The 16958-nt window shown below is 59.0% G+C and carries 15 protein-coding genes; 6 read left to right on the forward strand and 9 right to left on the reverse strand.

Translation table 11 applies throughout. The annotated features are described in order from the left end of the window. Positions 1–34 precede the first annotated feature (34 nt). The 6 genes from GG26_RS06370 to GG26_RS06395 all read left to right on the forward strand — a co-directional run bounded on the left by GG26_RS06370 (position 35) and on the right by GG26_RS06395 (position 6248). The gene (locus GG26_RS06370; protein ID WP_240527872.1) at positions 35–1558 is read left to right on the forward strand and encodes an AAA family ATPase; all 1524 of its coding nucleotides are present in this window, start codon (positions 35–37) and stop codon (positions 1556–1558) included. 171 nt (positions 1559–1729) lie between these two features. After that, a complete protein-coding gene (locus GG26_RS06375) occupies positions 1730–3838 on the forward strand; it encodes an NAD(P)/FAD-dependent oxidoreductase (protein WP_049749753.1) in 2109 nt (702 codons plus the stop codon). Between the two features lie 401 nt (positions 3839–4239). Next, positions 4240–4578, forward strand: coding sequence for a hypothetical protein (locus GG26_RS06380; RefSeq protein ID WP_011430414.1), 339 nt, complete (start codon positions 4240–4242; stop codon positions 4576–4578). A 48-nt stretch (positions 4579–4626) separates the two neighbouring features. Next, the gene (locus GG26_RS06385) at positions 4627–4968 is read left to right on the forward strand and encodes a histidine triad nucleotide-binding protein (protein WP_011430415.1); all 342 of its coding nucleotides are present in this window, start codon (positions 4627–4629) and stop codon (positions 4966–4968) included. 81 nt (positions 4969–5049) lie between these two features. Then, positions 5050–5700: a precorrin-8X methylmutase gene (locus GG26_RS06390; RefSeq protein WP_011430416.1), complete on the forward strand. Its 651-nt coding sequence runs from the start codon at positions 5050–5052 to the stop codon at positions 5698–5700. A gap of 173 nt (positions 5701–5873) precedes the next feature. Continuing rightward, entirely contained in the window at positions 5874–6248 is a 375-nt protein-coding gene (locus GG26_RS06395; protein ID WP_041438360.1) for a hypothetical protein, read from the forward strand. Between the two features lie 80 nt (positions 6249–6328). Here GG26_RS06395 and GG26_RS06400 read toward each other — a convergent pair whose 3' ends face one another. From GG26_RS06400 to GG26_RS06440, 9 genes are all read right to left on the reverse strand, one after another. Continuing rightward, positions 6329–8059, reverse strand: coding sequence for a diflavin flavoprotein (locus GG26_RS06400; RefSeq protein ID WP_099812067.1), 1731 nt, complete (start codon positions 8057–8059; stop codon positions 6329–6331). 114 nt (positions 8060–8173) lie between these two features. Beyond that, on the reverse strand, positions 8174–9940 hold the full coding sequence (gene hflX, locus GG26_RS06405; protein WP_414389467.1) for a GTPase HflX: 1767 nt from the start codon (positions 9938–9940) through the stop codon (positions 8174–8176). Between the two features lie 263 nt (positions 9941–10203). Next, on the reverse strand, positions 10204–10650 hold the full coding sequence (locus GG26_RS06410; RefSeq protein WP_414389469.1) for a DUF488 family protein: 447 nt from the start codon (positions 10648–10650) through the stop codon (positions 10204–10206). Beyond that, positions 10632–11249: a DUF488 family protein gene (locus tag GG26_RS06415; protein ID WP_414389472.1), complete on the reverse strand. Its 618-nt coding sequence runs from the start codon at positions 11247–11249 to the stop codon at positions 10632–10634. Before GG26_RS06415 ends, GG26_RS06410 begins: the two co-directional genes overlap by 19 nt. Continuing rightward, positions 11246–11929, reverse strand: coding sequence for a dual OB domain-containing protein (locus tag GG26_RS06420; protein ID WP_414389474.1), 684 nt, complete (start codon positions 11927–11929; stop codon positions 11246–11248). Before GG26_RS06420 ends, GG26_RS06415 begins: the two co-directional genes overlap by 4 nt. 66 nt (positions 11930–11995) lie before the next feature. Next, positions 11996–12952 (reverse strand): ABC transporter permease, encoded by a 957-nt coding sequence (locus GG26_RS06425; protein ID WP_414389477.1) that lies wholly within the window; start codon positions 12950–12952, stop codon positions 11996–11998. A gap of 6 nt (positions 12953–12958) precedes the next feature. Then, a complete protein-coding gene (locus tag GG26_RS06430) occupies positions 12959–14008 on the reverse strand; it encodes an ABC transporter permease (protein WP_011430424.1) in 1050 nt (349 codons plus the stop codon). Next, the gene (locus tag GG26_RS06435; protein ID WP_414389480.1) at positions 13998–15524 is read right to left on the reverse strand and encodes an ABC transporter ATP-binding protein; all 1527 of its coding nucleotides are present in this window, start codon (positions 15522–15524) and stop codon (positions 13998–14000) included. The genes GG26_RS06430 and GG26_RS06435 overlap by 11 nt, the downstream gene beginning before the upstream one ends. Before the next feature lie 7 nt (positions 15525–15531). Then, entirely contained in the window at positions 15532–16560 is a 1029-nt protein-coding gene (locus GG26_RS06440) for a BMP family protein (protein WP_414389483.1), read from the reverse strand. Between the last annotated feature and the right edge of the window lie 398 nt (positions 16561–16958).

A 16958-nucleotide genomic window follows, 5' to 3' on the forward strand; every position in this document is an offset into this window, starting at 1 on the left:
AGTGCAAGGGGAACTGGTGCGGGAGCTGGATCTGATGATCCGGGCTCGCTACCCCCTGATCTACTTGGTTTCTCCAGAAGAGGAGCCAGCGGATGCTGTGCTCGTGCAAGTAGCCAAGAGAACCGATCCGCCGCGGCGGCTGCTGTTTTGGGACGTGGTGCGGGGCTGGCAAGATAGCGGCGAAGATCGCGGCTCCATCATGGCCGCCCTGGGGCGGGTGTGGCGCTCGGCTCCTCAGGAAGACACCCTGTTTGTGTTGCGGGATCTGCACTTTGTGCTGCGCAACGCCAGCAGCGACAAAAACGCCCCTATCCTGCGGGAGCTGAAAAACCTCAGCCGCGAGCTCAAGCGCACCCGCAAGACGCTGATCCTGCTCAGCCACATTCTAGAAGTGCCCAGCGACCTGGCCGAGGAGATCACCGTCGTCGACATTCCCCTGCCCAACAGCGAAGAGATCAGCCGCCTCATCCAGCTCTATGTGGCCCCGGAAAAACTCAAGCTCACCCCCCTGGCCCGCGAGCAACTGGTCAAAGCCTGTCAGGGGCTGAGCCGGGAGCGCATCCGCCGCGTCTTGGCTCGCGCCCTGGCCGCCAAGCAGGAGGTGAACGAGGCCGACATCGACCTGGTGTTGGAGGAGAAAAAGCAGGCCATCCGCCAGACCGGCATCCTGGAGTTTTTCACCGCCCGCGAGACCCTGAAAAGCGTGGGCGGGCTGGACAACCTCAAAGCTTGGGTGCGGGTGCGCCAGGAAGCCTTTACCGAAGAGGCGCGGCGCTACGGCCTGCCCAATCCCAAGGGCGTGCTGCTGGTGGGGATCCAGGGTACCGGCAAGTCCCTCTCCGCCAAAACCATCGCCAACGAGTGGCGGCTGCCGCTGTTGCGGCTGGACGTTGGGCGGCTGTTTGCCGGCATTGTTGGCGAATCGGAAAGCCGCGTGCGCCAGATGATCCAACTGGCGGAGGCCATGGCCCCCTGTGTGCTCTGGATTGACGAAATCGACAAAGCTTTTGGCAACATCACCAGCAGCGCCGACGGGGACTCGGGCACCAGCCGTCGGGTGTTCGGCAGCCTCATTACCTGGATGCAGGAGAAGACCAGCCCCGTTTTCATCGTGGCCACCGCCAACAACGTGCCCCTCTTGCCGCCGGAGCTGTTGCGCAAGGGCCGCTTTGACGAGATTTTCTTTCTCAACCTGCCCACCCAGGCCGAGCGCAAGGAGATCTTCCGAGTGCACCTCCAGCGGCTGCGCCCCAGCCGGCTGCGGGAGTTTGACCTAGATGAGCTGGCAGCAGCCGCCCAAAACTTCAGTGGCGCCGAGATCGAGCAGGCTATCGTTGACGCTATGTACAACGCCTTTGGAGGCAGCGGCAGCGGCGCTCGGCGAGACTTTACCCAGGAAGACATCCTGCAGGCCATCCGCGAAACTGTGCCCCTGGCCTCCATTGCCCGCGACCAGATCGAAAGCCTTAAGTGCTGGGCCGCCCAGGCAGGCGCTAGAACCGCCTCCCAGGATGCTCAGGTGCTGCAGGAGATGAAGCAGTGTTTTGCAGCTTCCTAGAGGGGATCCCCGATTTTTCCTGCTTGAGGGGAGCGAGTGGGAAGCCCCCTAGGCTCGGGTTTGGGCCTTGGAGTCGGATCCCGTCACTGAGGCATTAGTTCGCCTCTTCCCCTTCGTCTCTGGGAATGGATGGTCGAGATAACCCCACCTCCGGCATCCCCTCGTGTCACAATGGGTAAAGATCGGCTTTTTTTGTGTCTTGGCGCTGTGCTCAAGCTCCTGTACTACCGCGAGATCCCTTGCCCAGATACCGCTCAAGTGCTGAGCTGGCTGCAGGAGCACCTGCCTCTGCCTGCGAGCAGCCAAAAGGTACTCACCCCCACTGGGCTACGCCTAGAGGGATCCGGAGCGCAGCTGGCCGTTTTCCTCTGGTCGGGGCTGAACACCACCTATCTCAAGATCTTTCAGTGGTCAGAGCGGCCTTTCCCCCAGCAGGGCCGCTGGCTAAAGGAAGTGGAAAGGGCTATCCAAAGCCAATTTCCCCACCGCTACCCGCAGTTGCCAGATGTCGATCTCAGCCAGGGATCCATCTTTGAGCAACTGGAGCCCTTTTACCCGCAGACGGTGAAGTATTTCCGCCGCATCCCCAACGGGGAGTTTGACCTGCAGCGGGTTTACTGGTGGGAGAAACGCTGGCGGGAAGAAGTCCAATCCCCTCACGCTTGCCGGCCCCCCGTGCTATTTCGCCAGCCTGCCCCAGAGCCCGCCCCCCAAGAGTGGGACTTGGTGATCGTGGGCGGGGCGTTGGGGGCTATCTACGGCGCGGCCATGGCCCGCTTAGGTTACCGCGTGGCCCTGGTGGAACGGCTGCCCTTTGGCCGCATGAACCGGGAGTGGAACATCTCGCGGCGGGAGCTGCAGACGCTGGTGGAGTTTGGCCTCCTCAGCCCTGAGGAGATGGAGAGCCTCATCCTCAGGGAATACACGGATGGTTTTAACAAGTTTTTTGATGGCAACAGCCCCGTGCGCGCCCCCGTCCTGCACACGCCGACGGTGCTCAACCTGGCCATTGATGCCGAAAAGCTCCTGCAGCTCTGTGGTCAAATCTTGAGATCCAGGGGTGGTGCCATCTACGAGCGCAGCGAGTTTCAGCGGGCCTACATCGAGGAGCAAGGCGTCACGGTGGTGGTTAAGGACCTAACCACTCAAGAAGAGTTCTCTCTGGGATCCCGCCTGTTGGTGGATGCCATGGGGACGGCCTCCCCCATTGCCCAGCAGCTCTACGGCCGCCGCGCCTTCGACAGCGTTTGCCCCACGGTAGGGGCCACCATTGCAGGGGGGTTTGAGCCAGGAGTTTGGGATCCCCAATTTGGCGACATCCTGGCCAGCCACGGCGACATCAGCCGCGGTCGGCAGCTCATCTGGGAACTGTTCCCTGGGCCGGGGGAGGATCTCACCTTCTACCTGTTCCACTACCACCAGGTGCATCCGGAAAACCCGGGCTCCCTCTTGGAGCTGTACGAAGACTTTTTCACCATCCTGCCGGAATACCGCCGCTGCGACCCGGAGCGCCTGCAGTGGAAAAAAGCCACCTTTGGCTACATCCCCGGACGCTTTGGCCAGCAGCCAGCTCCCCAAGAGCCCTTCGACCGCCTCCTTTTAATTGGGGATGCGGCAGCTCTGCAATCGCCCCTGAGCTTTACGGGGTTTGGATCCCTGGTGCGCAACTGCCCTCGCCTGTGCGATTTGCTGGACACAGCCTTGCGCCATAATCTCCTCAAAGCCGCCGACCTAGCCCAGATCCGCGCCTACCAGGGCAACTCCGCCGTCACTTGGCTGTTTTCGCGGGGGATGATGGTGCCCACCGGCAAGGTGTTGCCGCCCGAGCGCATCAACGCCATCCTCAACAGCTTTTTCGGTATTCTCGCCACCGAGCCGCCTGAGGTGGTGGACGACTTTATCAAAGACCGGGCTGGCTGGCTGGCCTTTAACCGCATGGCTATCAAAGCGGCTCTGCAGAACCCGCGGCTGCTGCTGTGGATCTGGGAGGCAGTAGGAGCGGAAGGCTTTGCCCAGTGGCTACCTACCTACTTCAGCTACACCGGACTGGCTTTGCTCTCGGCCCTCCTGGGAAGTTGGTTTCCCAAGCTGGTGCGGCGCCTGCAGCCCTGGCTGGAGTCCCGCTACCCCCGCCTGTGGTTGCGCTGCCTGAGCTGGAGCTACACTCTCACCTACGGGGTAGGCCAGCCGCGCCTGGAGTTTCATCTCCCCGCTCCCAGCTCTCCTGCCGCGCAAAACCTGCAAAACCCAATACCGACCTGGATAGAAGAAAGGGCCTAGGCCGGAGACTTTCACCAAGCCGTTGTTTCCACCGTCTCTCTGGCGCCTCCAGGAAAGGCGGGCGTCAACTGTTTTGTCGGCAGAGTCAACTCACAAAAAATCTCGAGGAGTGCTGGCAGTCCTTGCTTTGGTTTGCTAGCAGTTTTCGGCCTTATCTGCACAAGATTGTTTGCCGCAGCAGCCGATTCCCAGGTAGTGGCCAGCGGCAAAAGAGCTGTGTCCACCTGCTCTTTACCTTGGCAATTGGCTCAAGTTGAGTATAATCAGTGCCTACCATCCACTAACCTTCAGGTTCAGGCCGAAGAGGGTTGGGAAGGGATCCCAACTTGAATCGGTCGAGGAGTTTCTGAACCTCTTTTTGCAAGGTCTCTATTTTGGCAAGAAAACTAGGACCAGATCCAATGGTTTATACTTTTGAAATCATCGGCATTGCCCCTGCCCTCGATTTTTTCTGGCAGCAGCAGGAGCTGGCAAAGCGGCCTTGTCGGGTAGAGTACCTGGGCACCCGCCCTTGCACCCTGGATGCGCTGCTGGGATCCTTGGAGGAGGTGCCGGCGCGGCGGGGCTGGGATTTGGATCAGCTAATCGAAGCGGTTATTCGCTTCTGGTGCAACAATCCCGACTTGGTCAGTTTGTGGCGGTCTCGCTTTCAGGATGCCGGAGAAGATGTCCTGCTGATCTCGCGGGTGGGGCCCATTCAATCCCTACAGCAGGAGTTTGAGTGGCTGCTCAACCAATGAGATCCCTAAACCGGGTAGGCTAAGGGCAGAATTGTTTCGTAACTACCCATGAGCGACACCGTTTTCAGCAAGATCATCCGCAGGGAGATCCCGGCCCAGATTGTCTACGAAGACGAGCGAGCCATCGCCTTCAAAGACATTGCTCCCCAGGCTCCTGTCCACATCTTGGTGGTGCCCAAGGAGCCTATCCCCGGCATTGCCCAGGCCAAGCCCGAACACGAAGCGTTGCTAGGGCACCTGCTGCTGACGGCTCAGCGGGTGGCTGTTGAAGCTGGCCTAAGCAGAGGTTATCGCTTGGTCATCAACCAAGGAGAAGACGGGGGTCAAACCGTCTTTCACCTGCACATCCACGTTCTGGGCGGTCGGGCGATGGGCTGGCCGCCGGGCTAGCTTCGGGTTTTGCCGCCAAGTGGGGCCTCTACAGCTAGAATGCTGCCATTGAGGGTGGCTGGCAGGCGAGGTTTAGAGGCGATGGAGTGGCATGTTACCGATGCGGAAAGCCTGATGATCATCGACCAGGAGGTGGGCAAGCACGAGCTTTCCCCCGCCGAGTATGAGGTGGTTCGTCGAGTTATTTACGCTACTGCAGATTTCGAGTATCTCCACCTCATCCGTTTTGGCAACGAAGCCCTGCAGGCTGGGGCGGCGGCTTTGGCGGCGCGCACCACCATTGTGGTGGACGAGCCGATGGTGCAGGTAGGCATCGCGCGGGCCGTGCAGAACACCTTCTCCAACCCCATCTACTGCGGCAGCGAAGCTGTCACCCGCCCCCAGAGGGACAAGACCCGCTCTGCCTGGGGCCTGCAAACCCTAGCTCAGCGCTACCCTGAGGCAATCTTTGTCATTGGCCAATCCCAGACGGCTCTTTCCACCCTGGTGCAGTTGATCGCCGAGAAAGAGGTATCCCCTGCCCTGGTCATCGCGACGCCGGCTGGGTTTGTGGATGTGGTGAAAGCCAAGCAGGAGCTGGCCGATTCCATGGTGCCCCACATCCGCACTGAGGGACGGAAGGGCGGCCCTGCAGTGGCGGCGGCGGTCTTGGATGGCCTGCTGGATTTGGCTTGGCAGGCCTATGTGGGAGCCAGCAGCCCAAGCCCTACTGGCAAATCAGTTAGCGGATAGAGGGGAGCTCCGTTGATCTGATGATCTAAATGGTTCTGATCCAGATCACAGGCTTGGCAGGATCTCCGTCATGCTTCCCTCGGTCTGGCTTCGAGAAGATGGGAGCTATCTTCTCAGTGCCGGACAAAAAAGCCCGAGAAGCGGCTAGTCGAGGCAGAGCGAGGGATCCGGTCATGCAGCAGTTCATTTGGGTTTGGGGAAGCGGCTGGCTTTTGGCTATGGCCTTGGCCAGGGGAGGATGGGCCCAAGCGGAGGTAGCGGCTCTTTTGCCCGCCGGACAGCCGGCTATATCGCCCTCTCTCCCTGTGCCGTCGAACATCGACCAGAGGGAAGCTCGACTCAGCCCCTACCAGCGCTGGCAACAGCAGCATGCTGCCGCGGAGATTCCCTCTTCTGGGTTTGGGGAGGTCTTCTACCGCCTCGCTCAGAAAGCGGAACAGAGCCCAGAGGGGCTGCCTTTTCCACTGCGGCCAGCCGGGATCCCTCTGGGAGAGGGTAGCCCTTTTTTCCTCCATGTCAACGGGCTGGTCTACCAACTGTCCTATTGAAATAGGCGGGGAGGTTTTCGCGTTAGCAGGACGGCTATTTCAAGCCCTGCTGAACCTCTCCTCTCCCTGGGGGTGAGGGATCAGTAATGATTCCCCACCTTGCGGTGGTGGACGGCGGTGAGGCCCTCCAGGTTGGAGACCCGCCCGGCTTCTAGGGTGCTGTAGACCACCCAGTGGTCGCTGGTTTCTAGGCGGCTGGCCACGCGGCACTCCAGGTAGGCCAAGGCATCGGCCAAGATGGGGGATCCGTTGGCGGCGGGGTAGGTCTTGATGCCGGCAAAGCGGTCGGCTCCCGGCGGGAAGCGCTTCAGGAAGTGGCGCATTAGGGACTGGTGATGGCCTTCCTGCAACACGTTGAGGACAAAGGTATCGCCCACCTGCAGGAAGGACTCGATGGCCCGGTCTTTGGCCACGGCAACGCTGATCCCCGGCGGATCGCTGCTGGCCTGGGCCACCCAGGAGGCGAGCATGGCGCTGGTGGCCTGCCCTTTGCGGGCGGTGAGGATGTAAAGGCCATTGCTGATGCGGCCTAGGGCGCGATCCAAGTCGGCATCCAGGGCTTTCATCTGCTGAATGGTGCGATCCCGCGTTAGCCACTGCCCCAGGTCGGTGCCGGCTTCCTCCGCCAATTGCAGCAGGGTTTCGTCTAGGGGTTGCTTGAGGAGAATAGGAGGGAACACTTCTTTGGCGCCCATCTCCTGCAGCGTGTTGCGGCAGAGGTAGACCGACTCGTCATCTGCTCCCCCCGACTCGAACAGGCCAAAGCCTTGTTTGCTGTGGGCAGCAGCCAGGAGGGTTTTCAGCAGCACCTGGGTGGAGGCCGCATCAGGCCCCGCTTGGGGCGGCATGCCTATCACCACACCAGCGGCCAAGCTCATCAGCTCGCGCACCTCGTGGGCATCCAGCAGCCGCAGATCCGCCAGCTCTACGGCAACGCCGGTTTTTTGGATGCCGCGGGCAATGGCTTGGGCCAATGCTTCCGCCTGGCCATAGCCCGATAGGTAGAACACCGCCACCATTCGTTCGGCTTTGGCCTGCTCCAGGCTCCAAGTGCGGTAGTGCTCCACCCAATCAGACAGGTGGTGGCGCAGCAGGGGGCCGTGGCCGGTAGCAATGGCGGCGATGGGGGGCAGGGACTCCATGCGCTTCAGGGCCGAGAGTACCGAGCGGGCGTTGGGCCCCATGAGGCAGTCGTAGTAGAGCTTGAAGTCGGCCTGTAGCAGGTGGGGATGCTCGTCCCAGGCAAAGTCATCGCAGTAGTGCATCCCAAAGACGTCGCAGGTGTAGAGGATCTGGGTGCCGTGGTCGTAGGTGAGGATGGTGTCGGGCCAGTGCAGGTTGGGAGCAGAGATGAACTCCAGAACATGTCCCTTGCCCAGATCCAGGCGATCCCCCTGCTTGACCACCAGGTGCCGGAAGGGGCGATGCACCAGGTTTTCCAAAAATTGCACGGCCACTTTGGAGGCCACTACCGTCATTTGGGGCGCCAGCTCCAGCAGATCCCCGACTAGGCCGCTGTGATCCGGCTCGGTGTGGCTGACCACCAGGTAGTCGAGGGTGGCGGGATCCAGGAGGCCTCGCAGCAGATCCAGGTATAACTGGCGAAACTTCTCGTGGGAGGTGTCGATGAGGGCCACCTTCTCCCCGCGAATTAAAAAGGAGTTGTAGGTGGTGCCGTTTTCCAGGGCGAACTCGATATCAAACCGATCCCGATCCCAGTCCTGGGAGCGGATGGCAAGGGTATCGGCTCCAATGAGCAGCGTCTGCAGCGTAAGATGGCCTGAACGCGGTGCAACTGCCGTAACGGCCATGTTTTCCCCCTCTGCCAAATGGCAACTTTACCTAACTGCCCTCTGCACTCATCGTAACCGTGATGTAACTAAATGTTGAGGAGCCGCCAAGTTTTGATTTTCTGATGAAATGCTTCAGGGATCCCCAAACTGCCGACCCCCGCAGGGTCTGGGAGCAAAAGCTGCGGCAAACTGGGCCAGGGTGTGGCGCAGTTGATCCAAGTTTTGGCCGTTGGCGGCGGACACAAACAGGGCCTTGGGGTAGAGCAGGCGCACGTCCTCGACCCATTCGGGATCGAGGCGGTCAATTTTGTTAAACACCAGTTGTCGCGGGCCGGTGGCCAGGGGCATCTCGTCCAGCAATTTTTCCACCGCCTCGATGTGCCCTTCCCAGTTGGGGTGGGAGAGATCCACCACGTGCAGCAGGGCATCCGCCTCCGTCACCTCCTCCAGCGTGGCCTGGAATGCCTCTACCAATTGCTCAGGCAGCTCAGTTAAAAATCCCACGGTGTCGGTCAACAGCACTGCCTGCTGGCCGGGCAGCTCCAGCCGCCGCGTGGTGGGATCCAAGGTGGCAAAGAGTTGATCGGCCACATAGACCTGGGCCTGGGTGAGGGCGTTGAGAAGGGTAGATTTACCAGCGTTGGTGTAGCCCACCAGGGCCACCACAGGAATTTGGGATCCCTCCCGTCGCTGGCGCAGCCGTTGCCGGTGGCGGCGCAGCTCTTCCACTTCTTGCCGCAGCTTGGCGATGCGCCGCTGAATGGCCCGCCGCTCCATTTCCAGTTGGGTTTCCCCCGGGCCACGGGTGCCGATGCCCCCACCTAGCCGAGACATGGTGCGCCCTCGACCGGCCAAGCGAGGCAGCAAATACTGCAGTTGCGCCAGCTCCACCTGCAATTTTCCGGCCCGGGTTCTGGCCCGCTGGGCAAAAATATCCAGGATCACCTCGCTGCGATCCACCACCCGCACTCCCAGGGCCTCTTCCAGGGTGCGCACCTGGCTGGGGGTAAGTTCCCGGTCGAACACCACCAAGTTAGCGCCCAGATCCTGGACCAGCAGAGCCAGCTCTTGCACCTTACCGGATCCGATTACCGTGGCCGAATTGGGGCCTTCCCGCCTCTGCCAGAGGGCTTGCAGCACCTGTCCGCCGGCACTCTCCACCAGGCGGCTCAGCTCCGCCAACCCATCCATGAGATCCTCGTAGCTCTGCCCGGACTCCTGCAGCCCCACCAGGATGGCCCGATCCTGATCCAGATCCACCTGGCGGGCGGTCAACTGGCGCCGAAACCCATCCTCCAGCTCCGCCACCAGCTCCTGCAGATCCTGTTCTGCCAGGATCCCCAAAGGCAAAGGCTCAGAAACCTGCCAACGGCGCTCTCCCTCCGGCAGCAGATGGGCCAGATAGGCCCGGTGAACAAAGCCCGTAGCCGCTCCTCCCCGGCGTCGGTGCCCTCCTGACTTGGACACGGAAAGGGTGATGAGGGCATCCAAACGCTGCAGGGCCATGGCCGTCAGCGCTTTTTGACCGGGGCCCCCCTCCCCCATTTGGGTGGTGATGCAGCGGATCCCGGATAGGCGCTCGGCCCCCTGGCGGGGCAATTCCCAAGCGGGAATCTGGGTTTCAAAAGGGGATCCCACCCCTACGCGGATCACCTGGCCGCGCCGGTTGAGGTAAACGCTAATGGGCCGGCCCTCCAACTCTTGGGTCAGGGATCCCAGCCGTTGGGCAAACTCCACCGTCACCAAGCGGTCGGGGGGTAGGCGCAGTTGGTAAAGCCGTTGCAGTTGCTTTTGTTGGTGGGGCTTTAACCCTTTGGCCTGTTCGCGAAAGCCTCGCGTAGCGATAGCAGAGCTGAAGCGGGGGTTGGTCTGATGGCGAGAGGTGCTAGCCCTGGGCATGGGGACGGGGAAAGACCCAAAAACAAGCTTTCATCTACCATACACGCTAGCTGACAGCAGGAACTTGGGATCCAAAAGCAACGGCGGCAAACACTGGCCCAGTGTTGGAGCTGCCCAAGCTGGGATCCCTGTATCGAGCCTGCTGTTGGTGAGGGAGTTTCCAAATCAGTTGGGCATCCCTTTCGCTCCGTGTTGCCGGAATCCTGCTGCAACTCGGAGTAGCTGCATAAATCGGAAAAATCCGTAGTGCCAGCTCTTAGTTATCATAGATGCACGATTTCAACATCACCCCATTTTCTGCGCAAATATTCAGCAACCAGCCTACGATGACAGTGCTCAGGTGTAGCTTCACTACAAAGCAGACATCCTCCATCGAGAATACTTTTATCCACTTGATCTTCAATGCGACGCTCGGCCATCAGCGACAAAAACTGTCTCTCGTAGCTAGACCATTCACCACTGGCTTTGTAAGCATCGAGAATCTCTTGAGTTGGTGCAAGTTCCGGCAAATGAACATATCCAAGCTTGCAGATCTCGCGAAGAAAAAACTCTAGATCCCTCTTTTTCGTGAATCCCGCCAGTTGCGAGGTGTTATTAAGTCGAGTATCAACAACTCGAACCAGACCAGGCTGTTTTAAGCGATTAAAAAATTGCTCTGCACTTTTCTTCGTAAACCCTATCGTAAATATCTTCATGGCCTCGCGCTCCACTCATCACTTTTTGACATTTTCTCATCTCGATAGGCGACACGCCTGCCTTGAATGAGATAGGCTTCGGCTATACACTCTTCCCGACTTCTAAACAAGTCCCCCTCTGGAAGTTTGCAAAGGGCAAGAAGACGAGATTCTAGAGCCTCATGAGTCTCCAAAGAGCCATTGGCCAAGATGTGTTTGACCGGAATCCCACTTTGAAAAAGTTTACGCGCCACCAGCAACGATCTATGACATTCAATAGGGTCTTTCTCAGCACACATCAGTGCGATCCGATACCGACTAGAACCTTGGATCAGACGGTCGATCCCTTCGAGGAAGGCTGGCTCATTTGCCAGTCGTTCATACTGAATCCTACCCTGATCATAGCAGCTCGGATTTTCGCTACGTCCTCCCAATTCTTTGCCCAGAAAGACGTAAGCAATACCTGCTGCCGCTAAAGCACTTTTCAACTTTTCTTGTGAATATTGAGGGACGTAACGGCTATATGGACGTGAGCGAACGTCGCCAATACCGGTGATGTTGTACTGGCGCAGTAAGTCTATGAAAAAATCAATCTCGTGGTTTGAGTGACCAATCGTGTAGATCTCTGATTTCATATGAGTCGACCTGAGTAGAGAACAGCCGCTATCAGCTTGTAGTAATAGCCCAAGTAGGGATCGCTAAGGCTAACACACAGCACCGGATCGGGGATGTCATATTGACCGTCTTCGCCCATTAGGAAATCCCGTTCAATCACAGGATCGGTAACATCCATGCAGTATTTTACTCCCTTGTATACAAACTCGCCGCGTACTCTACGCTTAGAATTCGGGTATCCTGGTGCCTTGTAACCAACCAACAGACGCAAATGCTCGACCGGTACAAGGTAAAGAGAAACTCCGCTTTCTCGCCCGACACTTAACCGGTTGTTCCACCCAGCATAGCTGCTCTCGCCAGTGCCCCAGAGATTCTCAGGGTTGTCTAGCCAACTGTTGATATCCTCCCAAGGCAGGTGGCCAACTTTTTTCCAGCGGTGCTTTGGATTGATAACGTGGTTCTCCCTCTGGTGAGGTAGTGGCTGAGGTGTATCACAAGAGACACAGAGAATATCAAGAAGTTCTGGGTCGCCACCGCTCTCGTAGTACCTCTCATGTTCAGAGACCTCATGTGACGGGCGGCTGCTGACAGGACGCACCCATTCCCCTGGCTCTCCGTTCTGCCATTCCTTGCCGGCAATACAGCGACCGGCCATTTTTCTGGAGTTGGCGAAACAGACAATCGTCTTGGCGTAAGACATACAGGCTTCTGGGGCAAGGGCAAAGGCTCAATAGGAGTAATTTTCGGCTTCTTGAAAGTCCAGTAGTCAAATCCGTTCTTCAGGGCGAAAGGGGATCAAAAGGGCGCGGGGCGCTTTGGCATGGCGAGAGACCAAAATCAACGCCACAATACTGAGCAGATAGGGCAACATTAAGAAAAACTGATAGGGGATCCGGCTACCCCAAAGCTGCTGAAGGCGCAATTGCAAAGCATCAAACCCGGCAAACAGCAACGCTCCTCCTAAGGCTCGCCAGGGATCCCAAGCGGCAAAAACCACCAGGGCAATGCAAATCCACCCCCGTCCATTGACGATATTGAAGAAAAACGCATCGAACGCAGAGAGGGTTAAAAAAGCGCCGGCCACGGCCATAAGAGCGCTGCCCACCATCACCGCTCCGGTACGAACGGCATAGACCGGGATCCCCTGGGAAGCGGCAGCCTGGGGATTTTCCCCAACCATGCGCACGGCCAGGCCCAGCGGAGTTCGGTAGAGGATGTAGGCCATGAGGGGCACCAGGAGAAGGCTGAGGTAGGTGAGGGGCGGCTGGGTAAACAGGGTTTCTCCCAGAAAGGGCAGGCTGGAGAGACCGGGGATCGGCCAAGGGCTGAAGGGGACGATTTTGGGAGGAGAGGTGACCTGGGGCAGGGCCATGCGATAGACAAAATAGGCGGCATTGATGGTCAAGAGGGTAATGCCAATGCCGGTGACGTGCTGGGAAACCCCAAGGCGGACGGTCAACAGGCTGTGAATCAAGCCCACACCTGCACCGAGGACGGCAGCAAAGGCTACGCCCCACCACAATCCGGATCCCTGATAGACCACCAGCCAACCGGTCATGGCCCCCAGGGTCATGATCCCTTCGATGCCCAGATTGAGAACGCCGGCCCGCTCACAGAGGACTTCGCCCAAAGTGCCAAAGAGCAAGGGAGTGGTAATGCGCAGGGTAGCCACCCAAAAGCTGGTGGTGCTGATTAAGCTGATTAGACTCAGGAGTGCAGACATGGGTGCTCAGTCCCAGCGCAGACGATAACGGGCCAAACCCATGCAGACCAACATCCACAGCAGGGCAGCAGCAACAATGACATCGGCAAGATAGGTGGGAACGCCCAAGCTACGCCCCATGGTATCCGCCCCTACATAAACTCCGGCAATGAAGACCGCCGCCCCCACCACCCCCAAGGGATGCAGTTGGGCCAACAGGGCAACAACAATGCCGGTGTAGCCAAAGCCCGGGGATAAATCCAAGGTGAGATAGCCCTTGAGCCCGAGGAGTTCACAAGCTCCCGCCAAGCCTGCCAGCCCACCTCCCAACAATGAGGTATATAAAATAACTCTCCGGACTGGGATGCCGAGGAACCTGGCCGCTTCCGGGTTCGCGCCTACGGCTCGCATTTCTAGGCCCCAAACGGTGAACCGCTCTATGGCCCACACCCCCAGGGCAGCGAGCAGGGCAATGATCAAACCGGCGTGGAGACGACTGCGGGGGATCAGCCGCGGCAGTAGGGCGGCATCCACAAGGGCACGACCTTGGGGCCAACCCAGAGCCAGAGGATCTTTGAGGGGGCCTTCCAGGAGATAGCTGATCCCAAGAAGAATGACAAAATTGAGCAGCAAGGTGGTCACCACTTCGTCCACCTGGAACTGGGTCTTGAGCCAGGCCGGGATCCACAGCAGCAGCCCTCCAGCAATCCAGCCCGCCAGCAGCAGCACCAACACCAACCATGGGCGCGGCAGCGAAAGCCCACCGGTGCCCAAGAGGCTGGCAGCCAGAGCCCCACCATAAAACTGGCCTTCCGCACCGATGTTCCACAACTTGGCCCGAAAACACACCGCCACCGCCAATCCCGTCAGGATCAGAGGAACGGCCCGAGTCAAGGTCTCGCTTAGGGCAAAGGGGGATCCCACCGCTCCCCGCAGCAAAGCTCCATAGGCTGCCAAAACCGGGGATCCCGTCCACAGGATCAGCAGGCTACAGGAGAGGAAAGCCAGGACAATGGCTGCCATCGGCGCACTCAGGATCAGCCAAAGGGGCACAGTGGAACGAGGTTCAACACGCATCGGCCACCTCCTGCCCGGCCATACGCAACCCCAAGGCGGTCACCGTTGTGGTTTGGGTCGGGACTGCCGAGGAAAGCCGACCGCGATAGAGCACCGCCACCCGATCGGCCAAACTCAGCAATTCATCCAAGTCTTCAGAAATGAGCAGGATCCCGGCTCCAGCCCGGGCTGCTGCCAGCAGTTGGGCATGCACGTAAGCCACAGCCCCCAGATCCAGTCCCCGCGTCGGTTGGTGAGCCACAATCACCTGGGGATCCCGACACAGCTCCCGCGAGAGGATCACTTTTTGCATATTTCCGCCGGACAGCAGTTGCACCGGCATCTGGAGCGCCCGCCAGGGATCCCCCCTCTGGAGCCCCCGCACATCGTAGGTCTGTAGCCAGGTGTGAGCCTGCTGATAGATTTGGCGGTGACGCAGGATCCCCCACCGCGAGAATTCGGGATCCCGATAGCGCTCGATGACCCAGTTTTCCCATAGGCTAAGGGAACCAATCAGCCCAGTTTTGTGGCGGTCTTCTGGGATCCGGGCCATGCCTTGCCGCACCATCTCAGCAGGAGAGATCAGCCGCAGGACTCGGCCATGCAGATGGAGATGACCTTGGTGGGGCCGGATCACCCCACAGACCAGATCTGCCAGAACGGCCTGCCCATTGCCCGCCACCCCGGCAATACCCACGATTTCGTGACGCCGCACCGTCAGAGAAACCTGCTCCAGATGCTGCTGCCCTGCCCGACAGGAGACCTGCTGCAACTCTAAGACCGTCTCCCCCGGAGACAAAGGGGCTTTGACCACCGCCGCCAACCGCTGCCCCACCATCGCTTCCGCCAGAGCTGTGGGATGGATCTCAGCCGTCTTGCCCGTCATCACCACCCGCCCTGAGCGCAGCACCATCACCCGGTCACTGATGCGCATCACCTCCTGGAGCTTGTGGGAAATCAGCAGGATCCCTAGCCCGCGACCGGCCATCTGCCGTAGGGTGTGAAAAAACGGCTCAATTTCCGGTGGGGTTAACACCGCTGTGGGCTCATCCAAAATCAGGATCCGCGCCCCTCGATACAGCACCTTGAGGATCTCCACCCGCTGCCGCTCCCCCAAGGTTAGAGATCCCACCAGAGCATCGGGATCCACGGCCAACCCCAATTCCTCAGCTAGCTTTTGGATGCGCTGCCGTCCCTCTCGCCGCCGAGACCACAGGTGCCACAGGGGCTGAGTGCCCAGAAGAATGTTGTCCAGCACCGATAGATTATCGGCCAAGACCACATGCTGATGCACCATGCCTATCCCCGCCGCCAAGGCAGCCGCCGGGGATCCCAGCTTGAGGGGCCGACCAAACACCCACACCTGACCCTGATCGGGAACGTAGTGCCCAAACAGGATGTTCATCAGTGTCGTTTTGCCCGCCCCATTTTCCCCCAAGATGGCCAGAATCTCCCCGGCCCGCAGCTCAAGATCAATCTGGTCGTTGGCCAGCAGAGCACCAAAGCGCTTAGTAATGCCCACCACCTTCAAGGCCAAAGGCGCTTCAGAGGGTGGACTTGGGTTCGCTATCATCGATGGCTACAACAAAAGACCCTGCCAGAATCTCTGCCTGCCGCTGCATCACCTTAGCTTTCAGTTCAGCCGGAACCTTGTCGGCAAAGGTTCCCCAGTCGGAGAGGCTGGATCCCCCATATTTCATCATGCTGTAGATCCCGTAGTCCTCTGCCTTAAATTCTCCGGCCTTCACCGCGGCAATGGCTCTGTCGATGGTGGGTTCCATGTGCCACAGGGCGCTGACCACCACCGTTTCCGGGTAGTCCGGCTGGGTATCGATCACATTGCCGATGGCCAAAACGCCCCTCTCTTTGGCGGCATCAGATACCCCAAACCGCTCCGCGTAAAGGATATCTGCGCCGGCATCAATTTGGGCAAAAGCCGCCTCTTTGGCTTTGGGGGGATCAAACCAACTGCCGATAAAGGTGACCAAAAACTTCACCTCCGGCTGCAGTTCCCTCGCCCCTGCCATAAAAGCATTCATGAGGCGGTTCACTTCTGGAATGGGATAGCCCCCCACCATGCCGATGATTTTGGAGCGGGTCAGCCCCCCGGCCACCATTCCCGTCAAATAGGAAGGCTCGTGGATGTAGTTGTCAAACACGGCAAAATTGCTCAGGGCAGGATCCGGCTTGAGGCTGGATCCCATCAAAAAGCTGACCTTGGGATAGTCTTTGGCTACTTCCCGCGCTTCCCGCTCCACCCCGAAGACCTCACCCACCAGCAGTTGGACGCCGCTCTCGGCATACTGACGCAGCACCCGTGGGTAGTCGGTGTTGGAAACTGACTCTGACCAGGTGTAGTCAATATCCCCCCGCTCCTGGGCAGCCATCAACGCTTTATGGATCCGGCTCACCCACTGCTGCTCAATGGGAACCGTATAAACCCCGGCCACCTTCAGCTTGGTTCCTTGAGCCACCGCGGCATCGCGAACCAACCAGCGGCTCCCCATCAGGCCAGCCACAAAAGCCCCAGAACGCAGGCAGAAGTCCCGCCGGGAGAGTTCTAAACGTGCCATAGTCGCTTCTGTTGAGGTTACTTCGAGATCGGGTTACTGCTCGGCTTATCCTAAGGGGGAGATCCCTGAAAATATGTATCCTGAAATACAATTTTTTGAGAAGGAGCTTGTTTGTAATGGACAACGAAGTTTCGCTGACGGTTGGAATGGATGTAAGGGCCAAGTCCTCTCAAATCAGCTCTCGATAGATTATCCCTCTGACTACTTGGTTGATATCTTGTACAACCGGATGCTGTTGGGGACTACAGCCCTCTTTTATAAAGTGAGCAATAACCCAATCAACTGGTTTCCTAAATTCGGGCTTTGAGGTAATTTAAGACATCTTTATCTGATTTGGCCTATCATTCAGCTAGAAATCGCAGGAGCCCCGCACTGTACCCGTAGGGTCAGTGTCGGGA

This window comes from Synechococcus sp. 'PEA 65AY6A-5F PE A', from assembly GCF_047462575.1.
Taxonomy (GTDB): Bacteria; Cyanobacteriota; Cyanobacteriia; order Thermostichales; family Thermostichaceae; genus Thermostichus.

Excerpts from the sequence above, each read along its gene's own strand:
- GG26_RS06370 (WP_240527872.1), top strand. The coding sequence starts at position 35 with ATGATCCGGGCTCGCTACCCCCTGATCTACTTGGTTTCTCCAGAAGAG.
- GG26_RS06375 (WP_049749753.1), top strand. The coding sequence starts at position 1,730 with ATGGGTAAAGATCGGCTTTTTTTGTGTCTTGGCGCTGTGCTCAAGCTC.
- GG26_RS06380 (WP_011430414.1), top strand. The coding sequence starts at position 4,240 with ATGGTTTATACTTTTGAAATCATCGGCATTGCCCCTGCCCTCGATTTT.
- GG26_RS06385 (WP_011430415.1), top strand. The coding sequence starts at position 4,627 with ATGAGCGACACCGTTTTCAGCAAGATCATCCGCAGGGAGATCCCGGCC.
- GG26_RS06390 (WP_011430416.1), top strand. The coding sequence starts at position 5,050 with ATGGAGTGGCATGTTACCGATGCGGAAAGCCTGATGATCATCGACCAG.
- GG26_RS06395 (WP_041438360.1), top strand. The coding sequence starts at position 5,874 with ATGCAGCAGTTCATTTGGGTTTGGGGAAGCGGCTGGCTTTTGGCTATG.
- GG26_RS06400 (WP_099812067.1), bottom strand. The coding sequence starts at position 8,059 with ATGGCCGTTACGGCAGTTGCACCGCGTTCAGGCCATCTTACGCTGCAG.
- hflX (WP_414389467.1), bottom strand. The coding sequence starts at position 9,940 with ATGCCCAGGGCTAGCACCTCTCGCCATCAGACCAACCCCCGCTTCAGC.
- GG26_RS06415 (WP_414389472.1), bottom strand. The coding sequence starts at position 11,249 with ATGAAATCAGAGATCTACACGATTGGTCACTCAAACCACGAGATTGAT.
- GG26_RS06420 (WP_414389474.1), bottom strand. The coding sequence starts at position 11,929 with ATGTCTTACGCCAAGACGATTGTCTGTTTCGCCAACTCCAGAAAAATG.
- GG26_RS06425 (WP_414389477.1), bottom strand. The coding sequence starts at position 12,952 with ATGTCTGCACTCCTGAGTCTAATCAGCTTAATCAGCACCACCAGCTTT.
- GG26_RS06430 (WP_011430424.1), bottom strand. The coding sequence starts at position 14,008 with ATGCGTGTTGAACCTCGTTCCACTGTGCCCCTTTGGCTGATCCTGAGT.
- GG26_RS06440 (WP_414389483.1), bottom strand. The coding sequence starts at position 16,560 with ATGGCACGTTTAGAACTCTCCCGGCGGGACTTCTGCCTGCGTTCTGGG.